29 protein-coding genes and 1 tRNA gene are annotated in these 26,002 nt (G+C 61.9%); 12 read left to right on the forward strand and 18 right to left on the reverse strand.

Translation table 11 applies throughout. From position 1 onward, the window contains the following. Positions 1–184: 184 nt before the first annotated feature. Both ACI7M0_RS09875 and adhP read right to left on the reverse strand, forming a co-directional pair. A complete protein-coding gene (locus ACI7M0_RS09875) occupies positions 185–391 on the reverse strand; it encodes a DUF6434 domain-containing protein (protein WP_019438758.1) in 207 nt (68 codons plus the stop codon). A gap of 91 nt (positions 392–482) precedes the next feature. Beyond that, on the reverse strand, positions 483–1,493 hold the full coding sequence (gene adhP / locus ACI7M0_RS09880) for an alcohol dehydrogenase AdhP (protein ID WP_129933709.1): 1,011 nt from the start codon (positions 1,491–1,493) through the stop codon (positions 483–485). A gap of 434 nt (positions 1,494–1,927) precedes the next feature. On the opposite strand from adhP, the gene ACI7M0_RS09885 reads away from it, so the two are divergent. Then, entirely contained in the window at positions 1,928–2,122 is a 195-nt protein-coding gene (locus ACI7M0_RS09885) for a hypothetical protein (RefSeq protein WP_020191346.1), read from the forward strand. Between the two features lies 1 nt (position 2,123). On the opposite strand, the gene ACI7M0_RS09890 is transcribed toward ACI7M0_RS09885, so the two are convergent. Together ACI7M0_RS09890 and ACI7M0_RS09895 are read right to left on the reverse strand one after the other, a co-directional pair. Then, positions 2,124–2,537 (reverse strand): DoxX family protein, encoded by a 414-nt coding sequence (locus tag ACI7M0_RS09890; protein WP_010954664.1) that lies wholly within the window; start codon positions 2,535–2,537, stop codon positions 2,124–2,126. Between the two features lie 104 nt (positions 2,538–2,641). Continuing rightward, positions 2,642–2,726, reverse strand: a tRNA-Leu gene (locus ACI7M0_RS09895). 199 nt (positions 2,727–2,925) lie between these two features. Between ACI7M0_RS09895 and ACI7M0_RS09900 the strand changes: the two genes are divergently transcribed. From ACI7M0_RS09900 to ACI7M0_RS09915, 4 genes are all read left to right on the forward strand, one after another. Then, entirely contained in the window at positions 2,926–3,201 is a 276-nt protein-coding gene (locus ACI7M0_RS09900; RefSeq protein WP_020191344.1) for a hypothetical protein, read from the forward strand. A gap of 84 nt (positions 3,202–3,285) precedes the next feature. Beyond that, a complete protein-coding gene (locus ACI7M0_RS09905) occupies positions 3,286–4,446 on the forward strand; it encodes a nitrogen regulation protein NR(II) (protein ID WP_104886219.1) in 1,161 nt (386 codons plus the stop codon). Between the two features lie 5 nt (positions 4,447–4,451). Then, positions 4,452–5,897, forward strand: a complete 1,446-nt coding sequence (locus ACI7M0_RS09910) for an ATPase domain-containing protein (protein ID WP_104961374.1) — start codon at positions 4,452–4,454, stop codon at positions 5,895–5,897. Between the two features lie 11 nt (positions 5,898–5,908). Continuing rightward, the gene (locus ACI7M0_RS09915) at positions 5,909–6,262 is read left to right on the forward strand and encodes a response regulator (protein WP_010954660.1); all 354 of its coding nucleotides are present in this window, start codon (positions 5,909–5,911) and stop codon (positions 6,260–6,262) included. Positions 6,263–6,301: 39 nt separating this feature from the next. On the opposite strand, the gene csrA is transcribed toward ACI7M0_RS09915, so the two are convergent. The 8 genes from csrA to ACI7M0_RS09955 all read right to left on the reverse strand — a co-directional run bounded on the left by csrA (position 6,302) and on the right by ACI7M0_RS09955 (position 12,064). After that, positions 6,302–6,499, reverse strand: coding sequence for a carbon storage regulator CsrA (csrA, locus tag ACI7M0_RS09920; RefSeq protein WP_012051904.1), 198 nt, complete (start codon positions 6,497–6,499; stop codon positions 6,302–6,304). Positions 6,500–6,752: 253 nt separating this feature from the next. Next, positions 6,753–7,775 carry a DNA topoisomerase IB gene (locus tag ACI7M0_RS09925; protein WP_129933708.1) on the reverse strand — a complete coding sequence of 341 codons (1,023 nt, stop codon included), beginning with the start codon at positions 7,773–7,775 and terminating at the stop codon, positions 6,753–6,755. A 57-nt stretch (positions 7,776–7,832) separates the two neighbouring features. After that, entirely contained in the window at positions 7,833–8,924 is a 1,092-nt protein-coding gene (gene modC, locus ACI7M0_RS09930; RefSeq protein WP_129933707.1) for a molybdenum ABC transporter ATP-binding protein, read from the reverse strand. Between the two features lies 1 nt (position 8,925). Continuing rightward, complete coding sequence (gene modB, locus ACI7M0_RS09935; RefSeq protein WP_010954656.1) at positions 8,926–9,606, reverse strand: molybdate ABC transporter permease subunit; 681 nt, start codon at positions 9,604–9,606, stop codon at positions 8,926–8,928. Then, positions 9,606–10,364 carry a molybdate ABC transporter substrate-binding protein gene (gene modA / locus ACI7M0_RS09940; RefSeq protein WP_129933706.1) on the reverse strand — a complete coding sequence of 253 codons (759 nt, stop codon included), beginning with the start codon at positions 10,362–10,364 and terminating at the stop codon, positions 9,606–9,608. The genes modB and modA overlap by 1 nt, the downstream gene beginning before the upstream one ends. A gap of 82 nt (positions 10,365–10,446) precedes the next feature. Continuing rightward, positions 10,447–11,532 carry a nitronate monooxygenase family protein gene (locus ACI7M0_RS09945; protein WP_064492597.1) on the reverse strand — a complete coding sequence of 362 codons (1,086 nt, stop codon included), beginning with the start codon at positions 11,530–11,532 and terminating at the stop codon, positions 10,447–10,449. Positions 11,533–11,583: 51 nt separating this feature from the next. Next, on the reverse strand, positions 11,584–11,754 hold the full coding sequence (locus ACI7M0_RS09950; RefSeq protein ID WP_012051910.1) for a hypothetical protein: 171 nt from the start codon (positions 11,752–11,754) through the stop codon (positions 11,584–11,586). Positions 11,755–11,761: 7 nt separating this feature from the next. Then, complete coding sequence (locus ACI7M0_RS09955) at positions 11,762–12,064, reverse strand: DUF1883 domain-containing protein (RefSeq protein WP_003250918.1); 303 nt, start codon at positions 12,062–12,064, stop codon at positions 11,762–11,764. Between the two features lie 159 nt (positions 12,065–12,223). On the opposite strand from ACI7M0_RS09955, the gene ACI7M0_RS09960 reads away from it, so the two are divergent. The 6 genes from ACI7M0_RS09960 (at position 12,224) to gorA (ending at position 18,671) form a co-directional block, all read left to right on the forward strand. Next, positions 12,224–12,583 carry a hypothetical protein gene (locus ACI7M0_RS09960; protein ID WP_019438771.1) on the forward strand — a complete coding sequence of 120 codons (360 nt, stop codon included), beginning with the start codon at positions 12,224–12,226 and terminating at the stop codon, positions 12,581–12,583. Between the two features lie 77 nt (positions 12,584–12,660). Beyond that, a complete protein-coding gene (locus tag ACI7M0_RS09965; protein ID WP_129933705.1) occupies positions 12,661–13,311 on the forward strand; it encodes a cytochrome c in 651 nt (216 codons plus the stop codon). Continuing rightward, positions 13,308–14,222, forward strand: a complete 915-nt coding sequence (locus ACI7M0_RS09970; RefSeq protein WP_064490963.1) for a c-type cytochrome — start codon at positions 13,308–13,310, stop codon at positions 14,220–14,222. The genes ACI7M0_RS09965 and ACI7M0_RS09970 overlap by 4 nt, the downstream gene beginning before the upstream one ends. A 236-nt stretch (positions 14,223–14,458) precedes the next feature. Beyond that, a complete protein-coding gene (gene galU, locus ACI7M0_RS09975) occupies positions 14,459–15,298 on the forward strand; it encodes a UTP--glucose-1-phosphate uridylyltransferase GalU (RefSeq protein WP_014590484.1) in 840 nt (279 codons plus the stop codon). A gap of 473 nt (positions 15,299–15,771) precedes the next feature. Then, complete coding sequence (gene ltrA, locus ACI7M0_RS09980; RefSeq protein WP_405314582.1) at positions 15,772–17,193, forward strand: group II intron reverse transcriptase/maturase; 1,422 nt, start codon at positions 15,772–15,774, stop codon at positions 17,191–17,193. Between the two features lie 122 nt (positions 17,194–17,315). After that, a complete protein-coding gene (gene gorA / locus ACI7M0_RS09985) occupies positions 17,316–18,671 on the forward strand; it encodes a glutathione-disulfide reductase (RefSeq protein ID WP_129933873.1) in 1,356 nt (451 codons plus the stop codon). 131 nt (positions 18,672–18,802) lie between these two features. On the opposite strand, the gene ACI7M0_RS09990 is transcribed toward gorA, so the two are convergent. The 6 genes from ACI7M0_RS09990 to ribBA all read right to left on the reverse strand — a co-directional run bounded on the left by ACI7M0_RS09990 (position 18,803) and on the right by ribBA (position 25,625). Continuing rightward, positions 18,803–20,110, reverse strand: coding sequence for a substrate-binding domain-containing protein (locus ACI7M0_RS09990; protein WP_129933874.1), 1,308 nt, complete (start codon positions 20,108–20,110; stop codon positions 18,803–18,805). Positions 20,111–20,265: 155 nt separating this feature from the next. Beyond that, positions 20,266–21,414, reverse strand: coding sequence for an ABC transporter ATP-binding protein (locus tag ACI7M0_RS09995; RefSeq protein WP_064490966.1), 1,149 nt, complete (start codon positions 21,412–21,414; stop codon positions 20,266–20,268). 17 nt (positions 21,415–21,431) lie between these two features. Next, positions 21,432–22,238: an ABC transporter permease gene (locus ACI7M0_RS10000; RefSeq protein WP_129933875.1), complete on the reverse strand. Its 807-nt coding sequence runs from the start codon at positions 22,236–22,238 to the stop codon at positions 21,432–21,434. Between the two features lie 6 nt (positions 22,239–22,244). Then, positions 22,245–23,162, reverse strand: a complete 918-nt coding sequence (locus ACI7M0_RS10005) for an ABC transporter permease (protein WP_010954644.1) — start codon at positions 23,160–23,162, stop codon at positions 22,245–22,247. Continuing rightward, complete coding sequence (locus ACI7M0_RS10010; RefSeq protein ID WP_020190567.1) at positions 23,159–24,184, reverse strand: polyamine ABC transporter substrate-binding protein; 1,026 nt, start codon at positions 24,182–24,184, stop codon at positions 23,159–23,161. Before ACI7M0_RS10010 ends, ACI7M0_RS10005 begins: the two co-directional genes overlap by 4 nt. A 319-nt stretch (positions 24,185–24,503) precedes the next feature. After that, a complete protein-coding gene (gene ribBA / locus ACI7M0_RS10015) occupies positions 24,504–25,625 on the reverse strand; it encodes a bifunctional 3,4-dihydroxy-2-butanone-4-phosphate synthase/GTP cyclohydrolase II (RefSeq protein WP_129933876.1) in 1,122 nt (373 codons plus the stop codon). Between the two features lie 78 nt (positions 25,626–25,703). On the opposite strand from ribBA, the gene ACI7M0_RS10020 reads away from it, so the two are divergent. Continuing rightward, positions 25,704–25,997: a DUF1330 domain-containing protein gene (locus ACI7M0_RS10020; RefSeq protein ID WP_129933877.1), complete on the forward strand. Its 294-nt coding sequence runs from the start codon at positions 25,704–25,706 to the stop codon at positions 25,995–25,997. Positions 25,998–26,002: the final 5 nt, after the last annotated feature.

The following is a 26,002-nucleotide window of genomic DNA, read 5'->3' on the forward strand; positions in this document are numbered from 1 at the left end:
GAGTGATATTTCCAGGTTTCCTCATCAAATATTGAAATGTTCGCAGTCTAGGATTGAACTCAAGCCAATTCCACCATCGAGGGAGTCAGGAAATGGATTATTCCAGCATGGTTGAATCGTTGGACAAGATGCTGAAGGCAACGGCTGCAGCCAAGGCCTGCCTGCAGCCGTCAGAGACAGAGCGTCAACCATACCTCCGTAGCCATTCGTCCGCGACGTCACCCATGGTTGATGGGGTGCCACTCTTGATCCAAAGCATGAATCCTCGGTCGAACTTGAATGCCGCCCCGCACTCGCTGAGTAGAAACTGACGAACCTTCTGCGTGTTGCGGTAGTGCTTGTCCAGTGGAGTTGTACGGGTGATCGGCCCGGCGTGCCAGTCTACGGTCATGGTCTGTTCCTTTGACAATTGAGAAAGCAGAAAGCCCGAAGATGTTCATCTACGGGCTTTGCTGTGGTTCCACATGGCCTGGCTCGGCCTGTCAGCCTTCGAACTGTATCACCATCCGGCCTTTGATCTTGCCCTCCAGCATCTCGTCAAAGATCTGGTTGATATCCTCGATCGGTCGCAGCGTCACCTTGGGCACCACTTTGCCTTCAGCGGCAAACTGGAAGGCTTCCTGCAGGTCCTGGCGTGTACCTACCAGCGAGCCCACCACTTCGATCCCATCAAGCACCAGGCGGGGAATATTCAGGTCCATGCACTCCGACGGAAGCCCGACGGCCACCAGTCGCCCGCCAGCGCGCAAGGCATCGACCGCTGAGTTGAACGCGCCTTTGGCCACGGCAGTAACGACAGCAGCATGTGCGCCACCGGTCTTGGCCTGGATGACCTTCGCGGCGTCTTCGTTGAGCGGGTTGACGACCAGATCCGCGCCCATCTCGCTGGCGAAGCGCAGTTGCTCTTCGTTGACGTCGATGGCGATGACTTTGGCGTTGAACACATTCTTGGCATATTGCAGGGCCAGGTTGCCCAGGCCGCCGAGCCCGTAGATGGCGAGCCATTGGCCGGGGCGGACGTTGGAAATTTTCACTGCCTTGTAGGTCGTGACGCCGGCGCAGGTAATGCTGCTGGCGGCAGCGGAGTCGAGGCCGTCGGGTACTTTAACCGAGTAGTCGGCCTTGACGATGCAGGCCTCGGCCATGCCGCCGTCCACGGTGTAACCGGAATTCTTCACGTCGCGGCACAGGGTCTCGTTGCCGCTGTTGCAGTATTCGCAATGTCCGCAACCTTGGTAGAACCAGGCAACGCTGGCTCGGTCGCCTGGCTTGAGCGAGGTGACGCCCGGGCCAACTTCCTGGACCACGCCAATACCTTCGTGGCCCAGTACTACCCCGGTCTTGTCACCAAAGTCGCCATTTTTGACGTGCAGGTCGGTGTGGCACACACCGCAGCACTGCATCTTCAGCAGCGCTTCGCCGTGTTCGAGAGGGCGCAGGGTTTTCTCTATCACGTCCACGCGACGGCCTGGTGCAACGACAGCAGCTTTCATGAGAGCCTCCGTGTCTATCCGATGTGAGCTTGGGTTATCGTCGGGACAGCATAGACCTTGCCGGGCCAGGCAAAACTGCTTCAGGTCATGGTCAAGGTGGGCGCTTCCACAAAATACCTGCGTATGCCTGGCTGGCCTTTGCGGAAAAAGAAAAGCCCGCGGCAAGGATGCGGCGGGCTGCAAGAACATACGGAGCAGGGCCAGTGTGCCCATCCGGATGTCGACATTTCGTGAAGGTCAGGTCATGAGGCTGTCATCATCTGCACCGAAGTGCGCAGGGTCATAAAAAAGCCCGCCATGGAAGGCGGGCAAAAGACGTTTGAAGGGAGAGCCTGCAGGTTGCGCCGGTCCGGTTAACCCAGGATTAAGCGACCACGCATTGACCCGGCACCCTGATCAGCCTATACAGGCCTGCCATTATCCCAGGAGCCAGCATGCGCGACGAAGACGACCTGCACGAACCCGAGCACGATCACCTGCTTGACCACGAGTTTCTCTATGACGACATGGAGCCCGAGGCAGATGCCCAAGGCGCCGAGGATGAAGTGGAGGAAGACGAGGAAACGCTGGATGACCTCGATGACGAAGAGCGCGATCACCCAGCCTGGTTCGACGACTGCGACGACTGACTCAGCGACCATCCACCGAGAACCGCCCGGGCCCGCTTACCGCGAGCAACAGCAGGCCGCCCATGATGCTGAGGTTTTTCAGAAACTGAGTCATGTTGGCGCTGCGCTCGGGGTCGACCATGTTCCAGAATGGGTGGCCCAGCAGTGCCGTGCCCAGCACGAACAGCGCGAACAGAAAGGCTAACGGCCGTGTGTAGAAACCGAGGATCAACAGGATTGCGACGAGGAACTCCATGATGACGGCAATCCCAGCTGCCAGCATCGGGGCAGGGGCGCCGAGCGAGGTCATGTAGCCTACCGTGCCATCGAAGCCGGTCAGCTTGGCCCAGCCAGACAAGACGAAGAGGACCATCAGCAGTACGCGGGCGATCAGGATAATGATGTCGCGTTGACCATCGAACAGGGAGTAGCGCATGGCGGCGTTCCAGTGGACGGGGACAAGCTCCACTTTAGCAGCTGCGCCAGACATTGCTGTCAGGCAGCAAAAAGGCGCCGCGAGGGCGCCTTTTCAACGAAGTTTGGTGCGAGTGGCGGGACTCGAACCCGCAAGGCTCACGCCGACAGATTTTAAGTCTGCTGTGTATACCAATTCCACCACACTCGCACGCTTGAAGGGGTCGCAACGACCAGCTCGCTTCTAAGCAGAAGGGCTTCGCAATCAAGCGCGCTTTATAACCCATTGTTATAGTTGAGTCAACTGCAGCGCCTATGATCAACAGATAGAAGGGTGATCGAGCCGGCAATTGACACCGTGCTGTCGTTACGCCACTGTTGCCCATCATTGGATCCAAGAGTGTTGCGTAATGACTCAGGGCCGAGTTGGCGAAGGTGTGGTGCGTCCACGGTTATTCTGGCGGCTGTTGTTCGCGCAGGTGCTCGTGCTGGCTGCATTTCTTTACATCAGCCTGATCAGCCTGGGCGGTTATCTGTTGTTGCTGGGCTTCGATGCGGAGCACTCACAACAGCAGCGTATGTTGGCCCTGGCCGGCGGTGGTATGATCATGTTGCTCAGCCTGTGGTTGCTGAAAGTGGCCATGCCGCGATGCATCAGCCCGACACTGGCCGAGCCGGAACGCTGACTGCCTGTAGTCGTTCAGCTGTCTACTGGCAGACACTCCGGGCTACGCTCATTTCCTCCCTCCTGCTGTGCCAGTGGAGTTTGCATGGTTTCAGCTGACTGCCTCGACGCTTCCGTCATGCCCGCCCATCGTTACGAACAGCTGGTTCAGTCGGTGGTGGATTATGCCATCTACATGCTCGACCCTTCTGGCCATGTGGTGTCGTGGAACGCAGGCGCGCAACGGATCAAGGGTTACCGTAGAGATGAAGTGATCGGTAAGCACTTTTCGTTGTTTTTCACACCGCAGGATTGTGCGGATGGCCGCCCTGAGCGTCTGCTGTGCCAGGCGCTGGAGCAGGGTGTGGCGCAGGACGAAGGCTGGCGGGTGCGCAAGGACGGCACGCAGTTCTGGGCCTTGGCGGCACTGGATGTGATCCGTGATGAAAATGGCCAGATCATTGGCCTGGCCAAGGTGACACGCGATATCACTGACCGTCGCGAGACGGCGCTGCAGCTCGACGCAGTGCGCGCCCAGCTGTTCCAGGCGCAGAAGCTTGAAGCCCTCGGCCAGTTGACCGGTGGTCTGGCGCACGACTTCAACAACATGTTGACCATCATCATCAGCTCCGCGCGCCTGGCGCTGGCCACCCAGGACCCGGCACGCACCCAGCGCATGTTGCAGCACATCCTCGATGCCAGCCAACGCGGCACCGAACTGACCCAGCAACTGCTCAGTTTTGCCCGTCACCGCAAGTTCGATGTGGCCAGCGTTGCCCCGGCAGACCTGGTTAACGCTACGCGTGGCCTGCTTGAACATGCATTGCCAGGCTCGATTGACTTGAAGGTGTTGCTACAACCGGACCTGCCGTTGATCGAGGTGGATGCCGGGCAACTGCAGATGGTGTTGCTCAACCTGTTGTTCAATGCCCGTGATGCCATCGACGGGCATGGCCGCATCAGTCTGACTGTCGATGTGGTCGAGCTGTTCGGCGAAGTTGAAGGGCTGAAGGGCAGCTTCGTGCGCTTCGAGGTGGAAGACAGCGGCGAAGGCATACCCACAGAGATACTGCCGCGTATCTTCGAGCCGTTTTTCACCACCAAGCCATTCGGCAAGGGTACCGGCCTGGGGCTCAGCCAGGTCTATGGTTTCGCCCGGCAAAGTGGCGGTGCCATTTGTGTCGACAGCAAGCCTGGCCGGGGAACTTGCATGCGACTGTACTTGCCAATGTATCAGGACCAGACGGATAGCCCACTCGACAGGTAGACAACATGGCACAGGCACTGAAGCGGCTGGTAACGGGGATCGACGGGCTCGACGCGTTGCTCAAGGGTGGCCTGATAGCTGGCGCCTCCTACATTATCCAGGGGCCGCCGGGGGCCGGTAAGACCATCCTCGCCAATCAGCTGGCCTGCGGCCACGTGCGTGGCGGTGGTCGCGTGCTGGTGGCCACTTTGCTGAGCGAGTCGCACGAACGCTTGTTCCAGTACCTGTCCACGCTGGACTTCTTCGACCCGGCGCTGGTCGGTGACAAAATCCAGTTCGTCAGCGCCTTTGATACCCTTGAGCAGGACGGGCTGGATGCGGTGGTGCGGTTGCTGCGCCAGGAAATTGCCCGGCAACAGGCCAGCCTGCTGATCGTCGACGGTGTGCTCAATGCCCGGGTACGTGCGGAAACCGCACTGGACACCAAGAAGTTCGTCTCTGAGCTGCAGGGGCATGCGGCCTTCGCCGGTTGCACCGTACTGTTGCTGACCAGTGCCCGGCTCGACGAGGGCAGCCCGGAACACACCATGGTCGATGGTGTGATCGAACTGGGTGAGCAACTGGTCGGCAGCCGCGCCGTGCGCCATGTCCAATTGCGCAAGACCCGCGGCAGTGGTGCGTTGTCGGGGCGTCACGAATGCCTTATCGATGAGTCCGGCATGCAGGTCTATCCTCGCCTGGAAGCGTTGTTCAGCCACCCCAGCCAATTGGGCAGTGGCACCTTGGCGCGTATCAGCAGCGGCGTACCAACTTTCGATGAAATGCTTGGCGGTGGCTTGGCCACCGGGTCAGTCAGCCTGTTGATGGGGCCTTCGGGGATTGGCAAGACATCATTGGGCCTGGCCTTTCTGGGTGCCAGCACCCCGCAGGCGCCGGGGTTGCATTTCGGTTTTTACGAAACACCCGAACGCCTGCGCAGCAAGGCCGCTTCGCTCGGTTACGATTTTGCCGCGATGGAGCAGGGCGGTAGCTTGCAGCTGTGCTGGCAGCCGACCACCGAGGGCTTGCTGGACCAGGTTGGCGCGCGACTACTGGAGCGTGTAGCGGCGCAGGGCAGCAAGCGCGTGGTGATCGACAGCCTTGGCGCATTCAGCCGCCTGGCTATTGACCCGACGCGGCTAAATGCGTTTTTCCGCGCGCTGGCGGGTGAGTTGCGCGCGCGCGATGTCAGCGTGATGCTGACCTGGGAGATGCGCGACATCTTCGGCGCGGAAATCAGCGCCCCCGCGCCGGACCTGTCGAGTATCGTCGACAACCTTATGCTGATGCGCTTTGTCGAACTGGACTCGCAACTACGGCGCATGCTGTCGGTCCTCAAGGTGCGTGACAGTCACCATGACCCGGCCTTGCACGAGCTGCTGATCGGGCCGCAAGGCATTACCTTGCGCAAGGCGTTCGAAGGTGCCTGCGGTGTGCTTTCGGGAACGCCGACGCCGCAGGAGAGCGGGTGACGGACGAGCCGATGAACACCATCCTGATTGTCGATGACGAATACCTGATCGCCGATATCCTCGGGTTTGCCCTGGAGGACGAAGGTTTCCTGGTGGAAAAGGCGAGCAATGGCTGCAAAGCATTGGAGGCGTTGAAGGAAAAACGCGTGCAGCTGGTGATTACCGACTACATGATGCCGCTACTCAACGGTGAGGAGTTGGCGCGTGCCATCCGCGAGGACCCGGCGTTAAGCGAGTTGCCGGTCATCCTCATGAGCGGCGCACAGGCCAGCCAAGGATGCCCGGCCCTGTTTGCCGCAATATTCGACAAACCGTTCGACATGGATGAGATGATCGCCACGGTGCATCAGTTAATAGGCACCTGAGGCTGGCGGTCGAGCGCATCCATGCCCCTCGGGTGACGCTCAGTGTGAGTCTTCGTGTTTCTCCGGAGCCGGGCTGCCGGCCTGGATGCGTTTGAAGATCTCTTCTCGATGGACCTGAACATCTTTCGGTGCATCGATACCGATCCTCACCTGCATCCCTTTGACGCCCAGAATGGTGACTTTGATGTCATCGTTGATGACGATGCTTTCGCCAACCTTACGGGTGAGTATCAGCATGTAGTTCTCCTTGGTGATGTATAAGTCCGCTGGGCTAGTTGCCGCGGCGGCGGGAGCTTGTCCCTCTTCCTTCTCATTAAAGACGCTTTCGGCGGATAGTAATTCCCCGACAGACAAATTCTGTTGCGTGTCTTCAGTTGCAGGTGCCAAATCAAACCGTCAACGGTTTGTCGGCCAAGGTGCTCGCTGGCAAGAATAGGGGGGTTGGCGGCTAATGGGAAATTTCTTCGCATCATGGGCTGAATAGACAAGCTCAATGGTCCTCCTGTTCCTCGAGTGCCTGAAGAAACAACAGCAAGGCCACTTCCTCCGGGTCCAGGCCTTTGCGCACACGGTTTTTCGGCAAATTGGCCAGGCGCCCCAAGGCATAGTGCTCCAGAACTGCCGGGTGGATGTAGCAGCGCCGGCACACTGCCGGCGTATTGCCCAGGCGCGTGGCTACCTGGCGGACTATTGCGGCGACCTGACGTTTGGCTTCACTCTCCGGCTCCCAGGCCAAGGGCTTTAGCAGGTTCAATGCCAGGCTGCTGCCGGCCCAGGTGCGATAGTCCTTGGCAGTAAAGTCGGCACCGGTCAACTGCTGCAGAAACTGATTGACCTCGCTGGAGCCGACACTATGGCGCTGGCCATCTTCATCCAGGTACTGAAACAGTGCCTGCCCAGGCAGTTCCATGCAGCGTTTGAGCAGGTTGGCCAAGCGCCGGTCGTTGAGGGTGACGCTGTGTTCGACGCCGCGCTTGCCGCGGAACTGGAAGCGGATAGTGCTGCCTTTGACCTGCACATGGCGATTGCGCAGGGTGGTCAATCCGTACGACCGGTTATCGCGCAGGTAGCGCTGGTTGCCGATGCGGATCAGGGTGTGGTCCAGCAGGCTCACCACCAGCGCCATGACTTTTTCCCGGTCCAGCCCTGGCCGCGCCAAGTGGGCTTCCAGCTGTGTGCGCAGCTTTGGCAGGGCTTGGGCGAACGCAAGCATGCGCCCGTATTTGTGCTGGTCGCGCAGCTCGCGCCACTGTGCGTGGTAGCGGTACTGCTTGCGGCCACGGGCATCGCGGCCGGTGGCTTGCAGGTGGCCTTGCGGATCGGCGCAGATCCACACATCCGTGTAGGCCGGGGGGATCACCAATGCGGCGATGCGCGCAAGGGTTTCGCTGTCGCGTACCCGTTGGCCATCGGCATCCAGGTAGATGAAACGGTCGCGCCAGCGCCGACGGGTCAGGCCCGGCTGACTGTCGTCAACGTAGTGCAGGGTGCGCGGCAGGGGGCAGTCAAGCATGGGCGGCGGGCCTCGATCAGGTCACTGATCAATGGACAATACGCGCGCTAAGGATGCTCAACCCAAAAGGGCCACCGACTTGATCTGGGCGAACAGTATCTGCCCCTTGTGCAAACCGAGCTGGTCTGCCGAGAAGCGGGTGATGCGTGCAAGCAGGGCATTGCCGCCAGCATCCAGGCTGACCAGCACATGCGCCGGGTTGGCTGCCGGGCAGCTCTCGCGCACACGCACCGGCAGGCGGTTGAGGATGCTCGATGCGCTGTCCGCCGCCAGTGCCAGGCTGACATCCCGGGCCTGCACCTTGACGCGCAGGGTGCTGCCCATCACCTGCGCCGCGTGGGTGATGCGCAGCAGCGGCCCGCTGCTGCCGGGCAGGCGCAGGTCCAGCAGGCCGTAATGCGGGTCGTGCCCAACCACCCTACCTTCGAACACGACGCCGGCGTCGTCGCCCTGGGCCAGCGACAGGTCAAGGCGAGCCAGGGTTTCGCCGATCGGGCCGCTGGCGATCGCCCGGCCTTGTTCCAGCAACACCAGGTGGTCGGCCAGCCGCGCGACTTCATCCTGGGCGTGGCTGACATATATCAGAGGGATGTCCAGTTCGTCGTGCAGGCGCTCCAGGAAGGGCAGTATCTCGCGCTTGCGCGGGCCGTCGAGGGCTGCCAGCGGCTCGTCCATCAACAACAGCCGCGGGCTGCTGAGCAGGGCGCGGGCAATACCCACCCGCTGCGCCTCGCCACCCGACAGGGTTGCCGGGCGGCGGTCCAGCAAGTGGCCGATACCCAGCAGTTGGCACGCCTGGTCGAGGCTGACCTTGCGTTCAGCGGGCGCTACCCGGCGCCAGCCGAACGTCAGGTTGCCGCGCACCGACAGGTGCGGGAACAGGCTGGCTTCCTGGAACACATAGCCCACCGGGCGCAGGTGCGGTGCCTGGAAGTAGCCTCGGGTGCTATCTTCCCAGACTTCGCCGTTGACTTCGATATAGGCGCTGGCGGCCCGTTCCAGCCCGGCCAGGCAGCGCAGGCAACTGGTCTTGCCGGAGCCAGAGTGGCCGAACAGCGCGCTGATGCCGCGCCCGGGCAGGTGCAGGTTGACGTCCAGGGTAAAGTCGTCGCGTGCCAGTTTCAGGTGCGCCACAATCGATGCGGTCATTTCAGCTCCAGCCAGCTTTGCCGCGGCGTCCAGCGTACAGCAGGAGCAGCACCAGGAAAGAGAACACCAGCATGGCCCCGGCCAGCCAGTGGGCTTGCGAATACTCCATGGCTTCGACGTGATCGAAAATCTGCACCGAAACCACGCGAGTCTTGTCGGGGATGTTGCCGCCGATCATCAGTACGACGCCAAACTCGCCCACCGTGTGGGCAAAGCCGAGGATGCTGGCAGTGACGAAGCCAGGGCGGGCCAGCGGCAGCACCACATGAACGAAGGTATCCCATGGGCTGGCGCGCAGGGTAGCGGCGACTTCCAGGGGGCGCTGGCCGATCGCGCCAAAGGCATTCTGCAGGGGTTGCACCACGAACGGCATGGAGTACACCGTCGAGCCAATCACCAGGCCTGTGAAGCTGAACACCACACTGCCCAGGCCTAGCGCCTGGGTGGCCTGACCAAGCCAGCCGTGCGGGCCAAGGGCGATCAACAGGTAAAAGCCGATCACCGTCGGTGGCAGTACCAGCGGCAGTGCCACCACCGCACCCACCGGCCCGCGCAGCCAAGAGCGCGTGCGCGCGAGCCACCAGGCGACCGGTGTGCCGATGATCAGCAGGATCAGGGTGGTCAGGCTGGCCAGTTTTACGGTCAGCCAGATGGCGCCCAGGTCACTGGCATCGAGTGGCATCAGCGTTCATAACCATAGGATTTGATCACCGCTGCGGCTTTTGGGCCCTTGAGGTATTCGACCAGTGCCTTGGCGGCCGCATTGTCCTTGCCTTTGTTGAGGATGACGGCGTCCTGGCGGATCGGGTCGTGCAGGTTGGACGGCACGATCCATGCCGAGCCATGGGTTACCTTGCCGTCCTTGTAGATCTGCGAAAGGGCGACGAAGCCCAGCTCGGCGTTGCCGGTGGAGACGAACTGGAAGGCCTGGGTGATGTTCTGGCCTTCGACGATCTTGCCTTTGGTGGCCTCGGTGAGCTTCAGCCCGTCCAGTACCTGGGTGGCGGCCAGGCCGTAAGGTGCCGCTTTCGGGTTGGCGATGGACAGGTGTTTGTATTCGTTCTTTTTCAGCACTTCACCCTTGGCATCTACGTAGCCTTCCTTCGCAGACCACAAGGCCAGGGTGCCGATGGCGTAGGTAAAGCGTGAGCCAGGCACGGTTTCCTTTTCTGCTTCCAGCTTCTTGGGGGTGGTGTCGTCAGCGGCGAGGAACACTTCGAACGGTGCACCGTTCTTGATCTGCGCGTAGAACTGCCCGGTGGCGCCGTAGGCCGCGATCAGTTTGTGGCCGGTGTCTTTTTCGAAGTCCTTGGCGATGGCCTGGACAGGGGCTGTGAAGTTGGCTGCGACCGCGACCTGGACTTCGTCGGCCCAGGCAGTGTTGAAGGCGAACAGACTGGCCAGGGCAGTGACGGCCAACTGGGGCGAGCGGATACGCATGAAGACAGCTCCTTGAGGTTATCGTTATAGCCTTGACTATATAGCGATAAGCCATTGGCCGGGAAGAGGCCAGGCCTGCCTGTCAGAATGCCTGGTGACCGATCACTGCCAATGCCTTACCGGCAATCTCCCGGGTCAGCTCACCCGCCGGCATGTGCCGGCCCAGCCGTAACGCCTGCCCCGACCACAGATTGCTGAAATCACTATTACCCTGCGGATCGGTGATTGCCCGTAAAGGCATCAATGCCCCGCCCGCCAGCGGGAAGCGCGGTGCAAGCTCGCTCATCGGCCCCAGCTCGCGCATGAGGCGATTGTTGATGCCGCGCGCCGGGCGGCCGGTGAACAGGTTGGTCAGGGCAGTGTCGCTGGCAGGCGCGCTGTCCAGCGCCTGGCGATGCGCTGGCGACACCTTGGCCTCGGGGCAGAACAGGTAAGCCGTGCCGATCTGCACTGCCGAGGCACCCAGGGCCAGTGCCGCCAACAGCCCGCGGTGGTCGCCGATACCACCGGCGGCAATCACCGGCACGCCGACGGCATCGGCCACCTGCGGTACGAGCGCGAAGGTGCCTATCTGGCTGGTGATGTCATCGCTGAGGAACATGCCGCGATGGCCACCGGCTTCGTAACCCATGGCGATGATCGCATCGCAGCCATGTCGCTCCAGCCAGACCGCTTCTTCCACAGTCGTGGCGCTGGACAATACCTTGGCACCGCTGGCCTTTACCCGCTGCAACAGTTCGGCCTGCGGCAGGCCGAAGTGGAAGCTCACCACCTCCGGGCGCAACGCTTCGACCAGCAGGCAGCTCTGCTCGTCGAAAGGCGCACGGTTTGACACCGGCGTGGGCGCCGTGAAATCGGCGCCCACTTCGCTGTAATAAGGCTCAAGTGCCTGCTTCCAGCGCGCATCGCGCTCGGCATCGGGCGCTGGCGGCTGGTGGCAGAAGAAGTTCAGGTTCAGCGGGCGCCCCGGGCAGCCGGCGCGGAATGCAGCGATCTCGGCGCGCACTTGTTCGCCGCTGAGCATGGCGCAGGGCAGGGCGCCCAAGCCACCTGCCAGGCCCACGGCAATGGCCATGGCCGAGCCGGTCGCCCCCGCCATGGGTGCCTGCAGAATGGGCAGCTCGATGCCCAGCAGGTCGAGGATACGGCGGTCGGGCCAATGGCTCATGCGATTCTCCTTGCGTGGGGCGAGCGCTGCGGCGGGGGCTTGCGGCGAGTCTTACAGGGCCTTGCTGACCTGGATGTCGCTGATTTTCTCGGCGTCTTCGCCGTGGATCTTGCGCAGGGCCTCGAGGGCTTGCTCTTGCGAGGCATCGGGCATCAGCGCGAAATCCCAGCGACGCTGGCCGTCGAGCTTGTATTTGATGACGTACTTGATGGTCTGGGTCATGGTGGCCTTATCTGAGTTTCGACGACGAGCGACGGATGATCTTGATCTTGTGGGTCAGCGTTGGCTTGCGGGTGACCGAGATCGGGCGAGTGGTGACGGTATCGATGGTGATGTTCCAGAAGCCGGTGCTGGGTACGGTGATCTTCGCCGGAAACTTCTCGAAATGGCCGCCGTGGTAGGTATGACGGCCGCCGTTCTTGAAGCTGCGGAAGTTGGCGTCGTTCATCAGGCGGATATTGCAGCGCTGGGAGCACTCGATGACGACAATATCGTCCTCGTTGAGGTGCTCGCGCTGGTGTACGAATTTCATGTGATGCTCCGCAAGGTTTGGATCTGCAAAAGCAAAAGATACCACGATGTGCCGTTACACTGCCGCGTTGATCGCCGGGCGTAGATAATTCTGCCAAAGCAGGGAGCAAAACCGCCTGGATGTGGTCGAAGCGAATTCTTGAAGGCAGAGGTGCAGCAAATGAAGTGGATGGTGGCGGCGTTGTCGGTGACGCTCGGTGGCTGCGTGAGCGTCGCGGAGCTGGAGCAATCGCGTGAAACGATGGATGTGATCTCTGGCAAGAGCCCACGCGCCTATGCCGACTGCGTAAAGGAGAAGCTTGCCGATACGCGTGACCCGCTGACCGAAGAGCAGCGTGGCGACGGCCTGCGGCTGATCGTACCGCAGAAAATCACCTCAGGTGCCGGCCCAGCGGCGCTGGTGGATATCGACAAGCGCGGCAGCGGCAGCAGCATCAAACTGCACGAGCGGCTGAATAACTTCCCGCTGCGCCTTGGCGATGTGCGCACTGCCGCAACACAGTGCATCTCCGGAAGTTGATCTGAAGCAACGGGTCCTCCTTTCTCTGCTTATATGTTTTAAGCCTAAACATATAACAAAAGAAAAGGAGATTCGTGATGACACCGTTGAGACGCGTGATGATCGGCAGCTTGCTGATCCTGATCTGGCCCACGGCACATGCCGCTGATGGTCAGAAGGTCTTCACCCAGGGTGGGGCCAACCCCGCCGCCATGGCCTGCCTGGGTTGCCATGGCCCGGACGGCAATGGCATTGCGGCTGCCGGCTTTCCACGTTTGGCTGGGCTACCGGCCGGTTATCTTGCCAAGCAGTTGCAGGACTGGCGCAACGGCAGCCGCAAGCAGCCAGTGATGGAACCTTTGGCCAAGGCCCTGAGCGACGACGAAATCAAGGCCGTCAGTACCTACCTGGCCAGCCTGCCGGCAGTGCCCGCTGGCGACCTGCACCGCCAGCAGATTGCCGATGACCCGACTACCCGCATGGCCCTGTACGGCGACTGGAGCCGGCAGATTCCTGGTTGCGTGCAATGCCACGGGCCGGGTGGCGGCGGGGTGGGCGAACACTTCCCACCCTTGGCCGGCCAGCCCGCCAGTTACCTGGTGGCACAGCTCAATGCCTGGCGCGACGGTAGCCGCAGCAATGACCCCAACCAGCTGATGGTCGGCGTGGCCAAGGCCATGACCGATGAGGAGATCAAGGCCGTTGCCGAGTTCTTCGCCCGCCCCGCCAGCCAGGAGGTCACGCCATGAAAACCCTGATTCCCGCCTTGTTGCTGCTGGCCGTGGGCAGCGCCCAGGCCACGCCGATCGCCATGGAAGACCAGTCGCAGTTGAAGGTTCCCGGTGTGCAGGCAGCACCGCAGTTCGTGCCGCCTGCTGAGCGTGAGTTGCCCGATAATGCCTTTGGCAAAATGGTGCGTGAAGGCCACGCCTTGTTCGTCGACACCCGCCGACTGATGCCCGAGGCGGTGGGCAACGGCATGAACTGCAGTAACTGCCACCTCGATCAGGGGCGGTTGGCGCACTCGGCGCCGCTGTGGGGGGCCTACCCGATGTACCCGGCCTATCGCAAGAAGAATGACAAGGTCAACACCTTCGCGGAGCGTATCCAAGGGTGTTTTCAGTTCAGCATGAACGGCAAGCCGCCGGCCGCTGACAGCCCGCAGATGACGGCATTGGCGGTGTATTCATACTGGCTGTCGACCAAGGCGCCGACCGGTGTGGAGATTGCCGGACGTGGTTATCCGGAGGTGGCACAACCCAAGGGCGGTTATGACTTCAAGCGCGGCCAGCAGGTTTACCGTGAACAATGCGCGATTTGCCATGGCGATAACGGTGAAGGGCAAAAGGTCGCAGGCGAGTACGTAATGCCGCCGCTTTGGGGCAAGGACTCCTACAACTGGGGGGCCGGCATGCACCGCATCAATACCGCGGCGTCGTTCATCAAGTACAACATGCCGCTTGGCAAGCCGGGCAGCCTCAGCGATCAGCAGGCCTGGGATGTGGCGGCCTGGATCAACCGCCACGAGCGGCCACAGGACCCGCGGTTGGTAGAGGGATCCATCGAGAAGACGCGGGTGAAGTTTCATGCCAATGATGGGGTTAACCTGTATGGTCAGCAGGTTGATGGGGTGCTTATCGGACAAGGGACGGGTAGCTGAGGTAAGCCGGTGGCGGCCTCTTGGCGCGCGAGCCCGTCGGAGAGGCCGCCACCGGCACGCTGATTTCCCTGTCATCCAACAGTCATGTATGACAGCAATATTTACGATCCCCCGGAACTATCTACACTGGGATATCTCTATGATGGCAACGGTCGTTATCGGGGGCATTGTAAGGTGACTGCCGCCTGATTAGACTGCGCCGAATTCCACAGGCCTAGCCTTTTGTAAGGACGTATATGATCAAAAAATGCTTGTTCCCGGCAGCCGGCTACGGCACGCGCTTCTTGCCTGCTACCAAAGCCATGCCCAAGGAAATGCTGCCGGTGGTCAACAAGCCACTGATCCAGTATGGCGTTGAAGAAGCATTGGATGCGGGTCTGAACGAGATCTCCATCGTTACCGGGCGCGGCAAGCGCGCCCTGGAAGACCACTTCGACATCAGCTACGAGCTGGAAAACCAGATCAAAGGCACCGACAAGGAAAAATACCTGGTCGGTATTCGTCGTCTGCTCGACGAGTGCTCGTTCTCGTACACGCGCCAGACCGAAATGAAGGGCCTCGGCCACGCCATTCTCACTGGCCGCCCACTGATCGGCGACGAGCCGTTCGCGGTGGTGCTGGCGGACGACCTGTGCGTCAACCCGGAAGGTGACGGCGTACTGACTCAGATGGTCAAGCTGTACAAACAGTACCGCTGCTCGATCGTCGCCATCCAGGAAGTCGACCCGCAGGAAACCAACAAGTATGGTGTGATCGCCGGTGAGATGATCCGCGACGACATCTTCCGTGTGACCAACATGGTCGAAAAACCGGCCCCGGAAGACGCGCCTTCGAACCTGGCGATCATCGGCCGTTACATCCTGACCCCGGATATCTTCGACATCATCGCCAACACCAAGCCAGGCAAAGGCGGTGAAATCCAGATCACCGATGCCCTCCTGCAGCAGGCGAAGGATGGCTGCGTGATTGCCTATAAGTTCAAGGGCAAGCGTTTCGACTGCGGTGGCGCCGAAGGCTACATCGACGCGACCAACTTCTGCTTCGAGAACTACTACAAGACTGGCAAGGCTTACTGATAAGCCCTGCTGGCCTCAAAGCCATCCTTCGGGATGGCTTTTTTGTGTGCGCCAGGCATGGCGCGTTGCGCGTAAGCGCAACCCGCTTGGCTGTGGTGGCCAAGCGGGTGACTTGGAGGTGAAAGTCCTCTACACACCCGGCAAGGGGAAGTGTTAGCCAGAGGCAAGGGTGTCGCGGGTGACCGCGAATCTGAAGGAAGCCCGAGGCAAAATGCTGGCCTGACGAACAGGAAGCGGATAGAGGCGGCACAGCGGGGTGAGGTGGCACAAATCGCCAAAGCCCAATACTTGCACGGAACGCTGTGACGTAGATCCGACAGGCATAAGCAGGAAGGTCGCGCGAATTACCCTGGGAGATCTGTACGTTTGCCATTGTGCTACCGCGCGTCGAAAGGCGACGGGATGAGCGTGCAGAAGTCAGCCGAAGCCGTAGTAAGTGGCGGTTAACCGCGCCACCAAGGGCCGAACAGGTTATGCCGCCAGTAGGCGTCGCCGTCTCGTTGGTAACCGTAATGCAGAAATTTCCCACAGCGGAAACTGTCATCCCGAGTTCCGGCCAGAAGCCGAGGGTGACGCCTGACAGTGCAAAGGTATCGACGGCGTCCGTGACGTGGACGAACGCGGAGCCGGACACGCTGATGGAGCGGGTGCTTGCACCGGCCAACCTCAGGCGTGCGTATCAACGCGTGGTTAGCAACAAGGGGGCTCCGGGTGCCGATGGCATGACGGTCGCTGACTTGGCGGGCTACGTGAAACAGTATTGGCCAACCCTCAAGGCCAGGTTGCTGGCCGGTGAATACCATCCCCAAGCAGTGCGAGCGGTTGAAATTCCCAAGCCGCAGGGCGGCACACGGCAACTGGGAATCCCCACCGTCGTGGATCGCCTGATCCAGCAAGCACTGCAGCAGCAGCTCACACCTATCTTCGACCCACTGTTCTCGGACTACAGCTATGGTTTTCGTCCGGGCAGAAGTACGCATCAAGCCATCGAGATGGCTCGTGCTCATGTGACAGCGGGACACCGCTGGTGCGTGGAACTCGATCTGGAGAAGTTTTTCGATCGGGTCAATCACGACATCCTCATGGCCTGCATCGAACGTCGGATCAAAGACAAGTGCGTACTCAGGCTTATACGCCGCTACCTTGAAGCCGGGATCATGTCGGGCGGTGTCGTCAGCCCACGGCAGGAGGGGACGCCGCAAGGCGGCCCGCTTTCGCCGTTGCTGTCGAATATCCTTCTGGATGAGCTCGACCGCGAATTGGAACGGCGGGGTCATCGCTTCGTGCGCTATGCCGATGACGCGAACATTTATGTACGCAGTCCTCGGGCGGGCGAACGGGTACTGGCCAGTGTCGAACGCTTCCTGAATCAACGTTTGAAACTGACGGTGAATCAGAAGAAGAGTCGAGTCGCGAGAGCCTGGAAGTGTGACTACTTGGGCTATGGGATGAGCTGGCATCAGCAGCCAAGGCTGCGGGTGGCAACGACGAGCCTGGGTCGCCTGCGCGACCGGCTCGCAGAGCTGCTACGCGGTGCACGGGGTCGCAAGATGACGAATACCATCGAGCGGATAAACCCTGTCCTGCGAGGCTGGGCGGGTTACTTCAAGCTTAGCCAGAGCAAACGGCCACTTGAGGAACTGGATGGCTGGATCAGGCACAAACTCCGCTGTGCCATCTGGCGCCAATGGAAGCAGCCCTCTACGAGGGCGCGCAACCTGATGCGTCTGGGCTTAAGCGAAGAGCGTGCCTGTAAATCGGTCTGTAACGGCCGAGGCCCGTGGTGGAACTCGGGGGCGCCACATATGAATCAGGCGCTGCCGAAGAAGCTATGGGATCGACTCGGACTGGTCTCGATACTGGATACGATCAACCGGCTTAGCCGCATAGCTTGAACCGCCGTGTACGGAACCGTACGCACGGTGGTGTGAGAGGACGGCGGGTGTGAGCCCGCCTCCTACTCGATTTGCGGCGGCCAACGGCGGTATGCTGGACGCCTGCCTGGGAGAGTGAATACATGGCCTTCGATTTTGATCTGTTCGTGATTGGCGCCGGGTCCGGTGGTGTGCGCGCAGCGCGTTTTGCTGCCGGTTTTGGCGCAAAAGTGGCAGTGGCTGAAAGCCGCTACCTGGGGGGGACCTGCGTCAACGTCGGTTGTGTGCCGAAAAAACTGCTGGTATACGGCGCGCACGTTGCCGATGAGCTGGAGCAAGCCGCGGGTTTCGGCTGGACGTTGGAAGAGGGGCATTTCGACTGGGGTACCCTGATTGCCAACAAGAATCGGGAAATCGAGCGCCTTAACGGCATCTACCGTAACCTGCTGGTCAACAGCGGGGTGACCCTGTTGCAGGGCCACGCGCGTCTGACGGGTGCAAACGAAGTGGAAGTGGACGGTCAGCGCTACACCACCGAGCATATCCTCATCGCTACCGGTGGCTGGCCGCAGGTTCCGGACATTCCTGGCAAGGAACTGGCCATCACCTCCAACGAAGCTTTCTACCTCAAGGACTTGCCGCGCCGCGTGCTGGTGGTGGGTGGGGGTTATATTGCCGTCGAATTCGCCGGCATCTTCCAGGGCCTGGGGGCCGACACCACACTGCTGTACCGTGGCGACCTGTTCCTGCGCGGCTTCGATGGTTCGGTGCGCACCCACCTGAAGGAAGAGCTGGAAAGACGCGGCCTCGACCTGCAGTTCAACGCCGACATCCAGCGCATCGACAAGCTTGAAGATGGTCGCCTGAAAGCCACGCTCAAGGACGGCCGCGAGCTGGTAGCCGACTGTGTGTTCTATGCCACCGGCCGGCGCCCGATGCTGGACAATCTGGGCCTGGAGAACACCGGCGTCGAGCTGGATGAGCGCGGTTACATCCGGGTCGATGAGCAGTACCAGACCACCGCGCCCTCGATTCTCGCCATTGGCGATGTGATCGGCCGTGTGCAGTTGACCCCAGTGGCCTTGGCTGAAGGCATGGCCGTGGCGCGGCGCCTGTTCAAACCCGAGCAGTACCGCCCGGTGGATTACCAGAACATCCCCACTGCGGTGTTCAGCCAGCCACCCATCGGTACCGTAGGCTTGACCGAAGAGCAGGCGCTGGAGGCCGGGCACAAGGTGCAGGTATTCGAAAGCCGCTTCCGGGCCATGAAGCTGACCCTGACCGACATTCAGGAAAAGACCCTGATGAAGTTGGTGGTCGATGCCGAGACCGACAAGGTGCTGGGCTGCCACATGGTCGGGCCTGACGCTGGCGAAATCATTCAGGGCCTGGGCATTGCGCTTAAAGCCGGTGCCACCAAGCAGCAGTTCGACGAAACCATCGGCGTGCACCCGACGGCGGCTGAAGAGTTCGTGACCATGCGCACCGTCACCCGCTGATGACGCGGAGCCTGCTGTACAGCCTGTAGACGCAGCCTTGTGCTGCTACGAGGTCCTTGCTGACACCGGAACGTTTCTGTCATTCGGGCCTCGTTGCAGCACAAGGCTGCTTCAGGGGGGGCAAGGCCGGGTCAATACACCCACACCTCGACCCGCCGGTTGCGCAGCCGGCCTTGCTCCAGTTCATTCCCGGCCACTGGCAGTTCATCGCCCATCCCGGTCACCTGCAACACCTCCACGCCACCGCGCGCCAGTTCGCGGCGCACCGCTTGCGCACGTAGGCGGGAGAGCAGGGCTGCGCGCCCAGGTGTTTCCTTGGGGTCGCCGAACCCCACCAGCACTGCCTTGCCCTGCAGCTTCCTGGCCTGGCGCAGGTACTCTGTCACCCGCTGTACGTCGCGCAGGGCCTTGTTATCCAGGCTGGCGCTTCCTTCCTGAAAGCGGAAGTTCACACTCAGCCGCTGCGCCTGCTGGGCCAGGGTGCGATAACGCGGTGGCATGTCGCGTTGGGGGGCGACAGACAGGGCCTTGATCTGCTGCGAAACGAAACCCTGCTGGGCGATGATCGCCTGGCCGGCCGGGCTCTGGGCAAAATCGACCAGGGCCTTGGCCTGGGGCTTGGGGTTGGCCGGCAGGTAAAAGTACAGGCGCCGTGAGAGCGGGTAATCCTCGCTGGCCACCCGTGCGCGCTCCGGCAGCATGGCCGGCGCGTCGCCCTCGGCCACCGCCAGCACCTTGGCCCCGTGTACGGCGGCCAGGCTGCTGAAACCGATGGCCTGGCGGTCGGTACCCACGCGTGCCGCCAATTCGTCACTGGACTCGAAACGCTTGGCCTTGGCCGAAAGCTCGCCATGCTGAGGTTCCAGCACCAGCGCCTTGAAGGTCTCGAAGGTGCCGGAACGGTCGTCTCGGGCATACAGGTGAATGGCCCCGCCAGGTATGCCCAGTTGTTCCCAGCGCTGGATCTGCCCGGAGAAAATTTGCGCCAGTTGCCGGGTGTTCAGTTGGGGTATTGGGTTGTCGGGGTGGACGAAGACTGCGACGCCGTCGAGGCCGATCACGTGTTCGGCGCCAGCTGCGCGTAGGTCGCCCAGCGCCTGCAACTGGCGGACTTCACTGTCGTTGATCGGCCGCGAAGCAGCGGCCAGGTCCGCTTCGCCACGGCCCAGCGCGACAAAGCCGGTGCTCGAGCCGTGGGCGGCAATGTCGATGCGCAAGGGCTGGCCGTGCCCGTCGCGGGCGGTAATCACCCACTCGTTGGCGACCTTGCACGGCTGTTGTTCGATGGCGGTGGCCTGCTGTGCGCGCAATTGCCCCTGTACCAGCGCCGGCAGCAAGGCCGCGCCGATGGTGTTGGAGCCTTGCACGCGCAGGTGCAGGGGCTCAGCCAGGGTCGCGAGTGGTAGCAGGGTGAGCAGCAAGACAAGCAGGCGGAGCATGCCGGGTGACCTGTGGCATAGAGTTGGCCGGCAGATTACGACAGTGGCGTGATGATAATGTGACGGGGCGTACGCCTCCAATAGTGCAGCGCCTGCCAGATCGTGTGCCGCGCGGGCGGTGCTCGATCTGGCAGGCGCTGCAACGCACAAGAGCGTTAATGCGCCCCGGCCGACTTGCTCAGGTCGCTCTCGGCCCATTCGGTATAAATGCAAGCGTCTGCCACTGCCCAACGCACCTTCACGCTGTCGCCCGGCTGCATCGGCATGCCCGCCGCCGACAGTGCCTTCACGGTCAGCTCGGTACCCCCTGCAGTCACCACATGGCAGGTCTGGCTTTCACCCAGGAACAGCACTTCGCCAACCTTGGCAGTGACCTCGTTCCAACCCGCCGGCAGCGGTTCACGCATGGCCTGTTCGGCGCTCAGGGCCACGGCCTTTTCCGGGCGCACCATGATCAGTGCATCCTGCGAGGCGGCCAGCCCCGGGGTCAAGCGAATGGCCACTGGCTGGCCCTCGAAGCTGCCCGCACCGTTGCTGCTGGCCTTGATCCGCAGGAAGTTGGAGTTGCCCAGGAACGATGCGACAAAGGCATTCGGTGGGTTCTGGTACAGGTCGTAACCGGTGCCCAGGCCGACGATCTTGCCGTGGCTGAAAATGGCGATGCGCTGGGACAGGCGCATGGCTTCTTCCTGGTCGTGGGTGACATAGACGATGGTGATGCCCAGGCGGCGATGCAACTGGCGCAGTTCGTCCTGCAGGTCTTCACGCAGCTTCTTGTCCAGCGCGCCGAGCGGCTCGTCCATCAGCAGGATACGCGGCTCGTACACCAGCGCCCGGGCGATCGCCACGCGCTGCTGCTGGCCGCCCGACATTTGCGAGGGTTTGCGGTGCGCGAACTGTTCCAGTTGCACCAGCTTGAGCATGGCGTCGACGCGCTTGGCGGTTTCGGCAGCGCCGAGTTTGCGAATGGCCAGTGGGAAGGCGATGTTGTCACGCACATTCAGGTGCGGGAACAGCGAATACCGCTGGAACACCATGCCAATGTCACGCTTGTGCGGCGGCACGTTGACCAGCGACTGGCCGTCGACCAGAATCTCGCCGCTGCTCGGTGTTTCGAAGCCGGCCAGCATCGACAGGGTGGTGGACTTGCCCGACCCGCTGGAACCGAGGAAGGTCAGGAACTCGCCGTCCTGGATCTCCAGGTCGAGGTTGTCCACGGCGGTGAAGTCGCCGTAGTGCTTGTTCAGGCCGCGCAGGCTGACCAGGGTTTTGCCGTGCGCGTTGTCTTTGATCACTGCACTCATTGTTGTTTTCTCCGCGCTCAGGCGTTTTCGGTGCGCCGGCGCAAGGCGGCGGCAATGAACATGACCAGCAACGACAGGCCGATCAGCAAGGTCGAAGCCACGGCGATGACCGGGCTCAGGTCCTGGCGCAAGGTGGTCCACATCTTCACTGGCAGGGTCTGCAGGTCGGGGCTGGCCATCATTACGCTCAGCACCACTTCATCCCACGACACCAGGAAAGCGAACAGGCCACCGGCGATCATGCCGGGGCGGATGGCCGGGAACGTGACCTTGAAAATGGCCTGCAGGCGCGAGGCACCGCAGATCACCGCGGCATCTTCGATCGACTGGTCGAACAGTTTCAGCGAGTTGATGATCGAGATGATGGTGAACGGCAGGGCGACGATCACGTGGCTGACCACGAAGGCGAACAGCGTGCCGGTGTAGCCTAGCTTGAGGAACAGTGCGTATACCGCCACGGCAATGATCACCAGCGGCACGATCATCGGCATGGTAAACAGCCCGTACAGCAGCTCGCGGCCCGGGAAGCGGCCACGTACCAGGGCGAATGCGCTGGGCAGGCCCAGCAGCACGGCGGCGACGGTGGTCAGCACGGCCACCTTCAGGCTGGCCAGCGCGGCCTCCATCCACTCCGGGTTGGAAAAGAACTGGCCGTACCACTTGAAGGTCCAGCCCGGTGGCGGGAACACCAGCCACTGTGACGAGCCGAATGACAGCAACACGATGAACACCACCGGCAGCAGCAGGAAGGCCGCGATGACCCCGGTGGTCAGGTACAGGCCCGTACGCAGCGGGCGGCCCATGGCATTGGGAGACAGGAGCATGGCGGTTTACCTCGCGTTGCCAACCGGGGATTCCGGCTGCAGCTTCAGGTACAGGTAGAAGAGCACCAGGGTGATCGCCACCAGCAGTGCGGCAGCGGCGCTGGCCAGGCCCCAGTTGAGGAACGACTGCACCTGCTGGATGATGAATTCAGGCAGCATCATGTTCTGCGCGCCCCCCAGCAGCGCCGGGGTGACGTAGTAACCGAGCGACATCACGAACACCATCAGCGCCCCGGAGAACAGCCCCGAGCGGCACAGCGGCAGGAACACCTTCCAGAAGTTGGTCCACGGGCTGGCGCCACAGATCGAACCTGCCTGCAGCACCATCGGGTCGATGGCGTGCATGGTCGCCTGCAGTGGCAGCACGATGAACGGGATCATGATGTAGCTCATGCCGATTACCACGCCGGTGAGGTTGTGCACCATTTCCAGCGGGGCATCGATGATGCCCATGGCCATCAACGCCTTGTTGATCACGCCCGAGCTCTGCAGCAGCACCAGCCACGAGTAGGTGCGCGCCAGCAGGCTGGTCCACATCGACAGCAGCACGATGTTCAGCAGCCAGCGGCCCCAGCCCTTGGGCACCAGGGTGATCGCCCAGGCCAGCGGGAAGCCCAGCAGCACGCTGATCAGGGTCACCACGCCGGCCACGGAAAAGGTGTTGAACAGCACACGTGCGTAGGCCGAGTTGGCAAACAGCTGCTCGTAGTTACCCAGCCCCGGGGTGGGTTCCAGCACCCCGCGCAGCAGCAGGCCGACCAGCGGGGCGAAGAAGAACACGCCAAGGAACAGCAGGGCGGGCAGCAGGTTGCGGCTGCCTTTCCAGCGCTGGCTCAGGCTTGCGCGGCGCGGGGTGGTGCCCGGGGCGCCGGCACCCGTGGGGGTACCTTGCGCATTGTGCAGGGCGTTGATGGCGACTTTCATTTGACCAACCACTCATTCCAGCGGGCCGCGATGGCTTGACCGTTCTTGGCCCAGTAGGCGAAGTCGAGGGTGACCTGGTCCTGGGCGTAGGCAGTTGGCAGGTTTGGCGCGAGGTCTTTGTCCAGTTTGGCCACGCTGTCGACGTTGACCGGCGCGTAGGCGGTCTTGTTGGCGAATTCGGCCTGGCCCTCGGCGCTGCTGGCGTTGGCCAGGAACTTCATGGCCGCTTCCTTGTTCTTGGCGCCTTTGGGGATGACCAGGAAGTCGGCCATGACCAGGTTCTGCTTCCAGCTCACGCCCACCGGTGCACCGTCTTGCTGCAGGGCGTAGACACGGCCATTCCAGAACTGGCCGAGCGAGGCTTCACCCGAGGCCAGCAACTGCTGCGACTGGGCGCCACCGCCCCACCAGACGATGTCTTGCTTGATGGTGTCGAGCTTCTTGAAGGCGCGGTCCAGGTCCAGCGGGTACAGCTTGTCGGGGGCTACGCCGTCGGCCAGCAGGGCCAGTTCCAGCACGCCGGGGCTGGGCCATTTGTACAGGGCTCGCTTGCCGGGGTAGGCCTTGGTGTCGAACAGCGCGGTCCAGTCCACCGGCTTGTTGGCCCCGAGCTTGCCTTCGTTGTAGCCGAGCACGAAGGAGAAGAAGAATGAGCCGACGCCATGGTCGGAGACGAAGCGTGGGTCGATCTTGTCGCGCTTGATCTGGTTGAAGTCGAGGGGTTCGAGCAGGCCTTCGCTGGCAGCGCGCAGGGCAAAGTCGGCTTCGACGTCGACCACGTCCCACTGCACGTTGCCACTCTCGACCATGGCCTTGAGCTTGCCGTAGTCGGTGGGACCGTCCTGCACGACCTTGATGTTCGTGGCTTTGGTGAACGGTACGGCCCACGCTTCTTTCTGGGCGTCCTGGGTCGTACCGCCCCAGCTGACGAAGTTGAGGCTGTCGGCGGCCTGGGCGGCCTGACATGCCAGGGTCAGCAGGCTGGCAGACAGCACTGCGGTTACACGTTTGCTTAACAGCATGGTTACGCCCTCGTTGCTTTTGTTATTCGAGGCGGGGCTTTTGGTGCGCCCGCCAACAGTGTTCGGGGAGCAGCTAAAACAAAGTGTTCTGGTGGCCGTTTTTAATTGTAGGTGCCGGCCTGTAGATTCAAGGTCTACGGGATATCATATTATGGTATTCCAAGATTTTGGCAAGAGGTATGGGGCGACCGGCCATCACTCCGCCCTGTCAAAAGCACCAAGGGCCCTGTAGGAGCGGGTTCACCCGCGAATGCGATGGTGACGCCACCGACGCATTCGCGGGTGAACCCGCTCCTACAATCAGTTGCTGATGTTGCTTTTAGCTTGCAATCCCGGGTTCGAAGGGGATGCTCTGCACCACCTCCAGCTCATAGCCCGCCAGCCCCGCGTACTTCAACGGTGGCCCCAGGTGACGCAGCTTGCCCACGCCAAGGTCCTGGAGGATCTGCGCCCCGGTACCCACTTCGGAATACACCTTGGACTGGCCACGTTGATAGGGCCGCACAGGGTGGGTCAGTTGTGGCACGCGCTCAAGCAGGGCCTGGGAGGATTCGTGGTTGGCCAGGATCACCACCACGCCAGTACCTTCATCGGCCACCTTCTGCAGCGCCGCCCACAGCGTCCAGTTGGCGGGGCCGGCGTATTCGGCACCCACGAGGTCGCGCAGCGGGTCGATCACATGCACCCGCACCAGGGTCGGCTGTTCGCGACGAATGTCGCCCATGACCATGGCCATGTGCACACCACCTTCGATGCGGTCTTCATAGGTGACCAGGCGGAAGGTGCCATGCACCGTCGGCAGCTCGCGCTCGCCGATGCGCTTGATGGTCTGCTCGGTGCTCAGGCGGTAGTGGATCAGGTCGGCGATGGTGCCAATCTTGATGTCATGCCGGGCGGCGAACACTTCCAGGTCGGGGCGGCGAGCCATGGTGCCGTCGTCGTTCAGCACTTCAACGATGACCGAGGCCGGGCTGAAGCCGGCCAGGCGTGCCAGGTCGCAGCCTGCTTCGGTGTGGCCGGCACGGGTCAGCACGCCGCCTTCGCGGGCGCGCAGGGGGAAGATGTGGCCAGGTTGCACCAGGTCTTCGGGGCGGGCGTTGGGGGCCATGGCCGCTGCCACGGTGCGTGCCCGGTCAGCGGCAGAAATGCCGGTGGTGACCCCGGTGGCCGCCTCGATCGACACGGTGAACGCGGTGCTGAACACGCTACCGTTGGCCGGAACCATCTGCTCCAGGCCCAGGCGCTGGCAGTGATCGTCGGTCAAGGTCAGGCAGATCAGCCCACGCGCCTCGCGGGCCATGAAGTTGATGGCCTGGGCGTCGCAACGCTCGGCGGCGATCAGCAGGTCGCCTTCGTTTTCCCGGTCCTCGTCATCCACCAGCAGGACCATCTTGCCTTGCCGGTAGTCCTCGAGAAGTTCCTCGATGGTGTTGAAAGCCATGGTGCACGCTCACTGTGGTGGGGTGAATTTTATGGTATACCATCATACACAAATATCACCGTAACAGGAGAGCTGCACATGAAGGCCTACTGGATAGCCCATGTGGACGTGACCGACCCCGAGCAATACCAGCAGTACACCCAGCGCGCCCCGGCTGCCTTCAAGGCATTCGGTGGGCGCTTCCTGGCCCGTGGCGGGCGTAGCGAGGCGATGGAAGGAAGGGCTACGCCTCAGCGTAGTGTGGTGATCGAGTTCGATTCGTACGCGCAGGCGGTGGCGTGTTATCGGTCCGAGCTGTATCAGGAGGCTTGCAGCCATCGCCAAGGTGTGGCGAAGGCTGAGGTGATAATTGTGGAGGGGTTTGAGCCCTGAGCAGG

Source organism: Pseudomonas sp. 10(2024) (genome assembly GCF_045164175.1).
Lineage (GTDB): Bacteria > Pseudomonadota > Gammaproteobacteria > Pseudomonadales > Pseudomonadaceae > Aquipseudomonas > Aquipseudomonas alloputida.

What these genes read in the sequence shown, in the direction of transcription:
- ltrA (WP_405314582.1), top strand. Translation starts at nt 15,772, where the DNA reads ATGCCGCCAGTAGGCGTCGCCGTCTCGTTGGTAACCGTAATGCAGAAA.
- ACI7M0_RS10010 (WP_020190567.1), bottom strand. Translation starts at nt 24,184, where the DNA reads ATGCTGTTAAGCAAACGTGTAACCGCAGTGCTGTCTGCCAGCCTGCTG.
- ACI7M0_RS09905 (WP_104886219.1), top strand. Translation starts at nt 3,286, where the DNA reads ATGGTTTCAGCTGACTGCCTCGACGCTTCCGTCATGCCCGCCCATCGT.
- ACI7M0_RS09955 (WP_003250918.1), bottom strand. Translation starts at nt 12,064, where the DNA reads ATGAAATTCGTACACCAGCGCGAGCACCTCAACGAGGACGATATTGTC.
- ACI7M0_RS09970 (WP_064490963.1), top strand. Translation starts at nt 13,308, where the DNA reads ATGAAAACCCTGATTCCCGCCTTGTTGCTGCTGGCCGTGGGCAGCGCC.
- modA (WP_129933706.1), bottom strand. Translation starts at nt 10,364, where the DNA reads ATGCGTATCCGCTCGCCCCAGTTGGCCGTCACTGCCCTGGCCAGTCTG.
- ACI7M0_RS09915 (WP_010954660.1), top strand. Translation starts at nt 5,909, where the DNA reads ATGAACACCATCCTGATTGTCGATGACGAATACCTGATCGCCGATATC.
- gorA (WP_129933873.1), top strand. Translation starts at nt 17,316, where the DNA reads ATGGCCTTCGATTTTGATCTGTTCGTGATTGGCGCCGGGTCCGGTGGT.
- ACI7M0_RS09990 (WP_129933874.1), bottom strand. Translation starts at nt 20,110, where the DNA reads ATGCTCCGCCTGCTTGTCTTGCTGCTCACCCTGCTACCACTCGCGACC.
- ACI7M0_RS09925 (WP_129933708.1), bottom strand. Translation starts at nt 7,775, where the DNA reads ATGCTTGACTGCCCCCTGCCGCGCACCCTGCACTACGTTGACGACAGT.
- ribBA (WP_129933876.1), bottom strand. Translation starts at nt 25,625, where the DNA reads ATGGCTTTCAACACCATCGAGGAACTTCTCGAGGACTACCGGCAAGGC.
- modB (WP_010954656.1), bottom strand. Translation starts at nt 9,606, where the DNA reads ATGCCACTCGATGCCAGTGACCTGGGCGCCATCTGGCTGACCGTAAAA.
- ACI7M0_RS09900 (WP_020191344.1), top strand. Translation starts at nt 2,926, where the DNA reads ATGACTCAGGGCCGAGTTGGCGAAGGTGTGGTGCGTCCACGGTTATTC.
- ACI7M0_RS09885 (WP_020191346.1), top strand. Translation starts at nt 1,928, where the DNA reads ATGCGCGACGAAGACGACCTGCACGAACCCGAGCACGATCACCTGCTT.
- ACI7M0_RS09995 (WP_064490966.1), bottom strand. Translation starts at nt 21,414, where the DNA reads ATGAGTGCAGTGATCAAAGACAACGCGCACGGCAAAACCCTGGTCAGC.
- ACI7M0_RS09945 (WP_064492597.1), bottom strand. Translation starts at nt 11,532, where the DNA reads ATGAGCCATTGGCCCGACCGCCGTATCCTCGACCTGCTGGGCATCGAG.
- ACI7M0_RS10005 (WP_010954644.1), bottom strand. Translation starts at nt 23,162, where the DNA reads ATGAAAGTCGCCATCAACGCCCTGCACAATGCGCAAGGTACCCCCACG.
- ACI7M0_RS10000 (WP_129933875.1), bottom strand. Translation starts at nt 22,238, where the DNA reads ATGCTCCTGTCTCCCAATGCCATGGGCCGCCCGCTGCGTACGGGCCTG.
- adhP (WP_129933709.1), bottom strand. Translation starts at nt 1,493, where the DNA reads ATGAAAGCTGCTGTCGTTGCACCAGGCCGTCGCGTGGACGTGATAGAG.
- csrA (WP_012051904.1), bottom strand. Translation starts at nt 6,499, where the DNA reads ATGCTGATACTCACCCGTAAGGTTGGCGAAAGCATCGTCATCAACGAT.
- ACI7M0_RS09960 (WP_019438771.1), top strand. Translation starts at nt 12,224, where the DNA reads ATGAAGTGGATGGTGGCGGCGTTGTCGGTGACGCTCGGTGGCTGCGTG.
- ACI7M0_RS09910 (WP_104961374.1), top strand. Translation starts at nt 4,452, where the DNA reads ATGGCACAGGCACTGAAGCGGCTGGTAACGGGGATCGACGGGCTCGAC.
- galU (WP_014590484.1), top strand. Translation starts at nt 14,459, where the DNA reads ATGATCAAAAAATGCTTGTTCCCGGCAGCCGGCTACGGCACGCGCTTC.
- modC (WP_129933707.1), bottom strand. Translation starts at nt 8,924, where the DNA reads ATGACCGCATCGATTGTGGCGCACCTGAAACTGGCACGCGACGACTTT.
- ACI7M0_RS09950 (WP_012051910.1), bottom strand. Translation starts at nt 11,754, where the DNA reads ATGACCCAGACCATCAAGTACGTCATCAAATACAAGCTCGACGGCCAG.
- ACI7M0_RS09890 (WP_010954664.1), bottom strand. Translation starts at nt 2,537, where the DNA reads ATGCGCTACTCCCTGTTCGATGGTCAACGCGACATCATTATCCTGATC.
- ACI7M0_RS09875 (WP_019438758.1), bottom strand. Translation starts at nt 391, where the DNA reads ATGACCGTAGACTGGCACGCCGGGCCGATCACCCGTACAACTCCACTG.
- ACI7M0_RS09965 (WP_129933705.1), top strand. Translation starts at nt 12,661, where the DNA reads ATGACACCGTTGAGACGCGTGATGATCGGCAGCTTGCTGATCCTGATC.
- ACI7M0_RS10020 (WP_129933877.1), top strand. Translation starts at nt 25,704, where the DNA reads ATGAAGGCCTACTGGATAGCCCATGTGGACGTGACCGACCCCGAGCAA.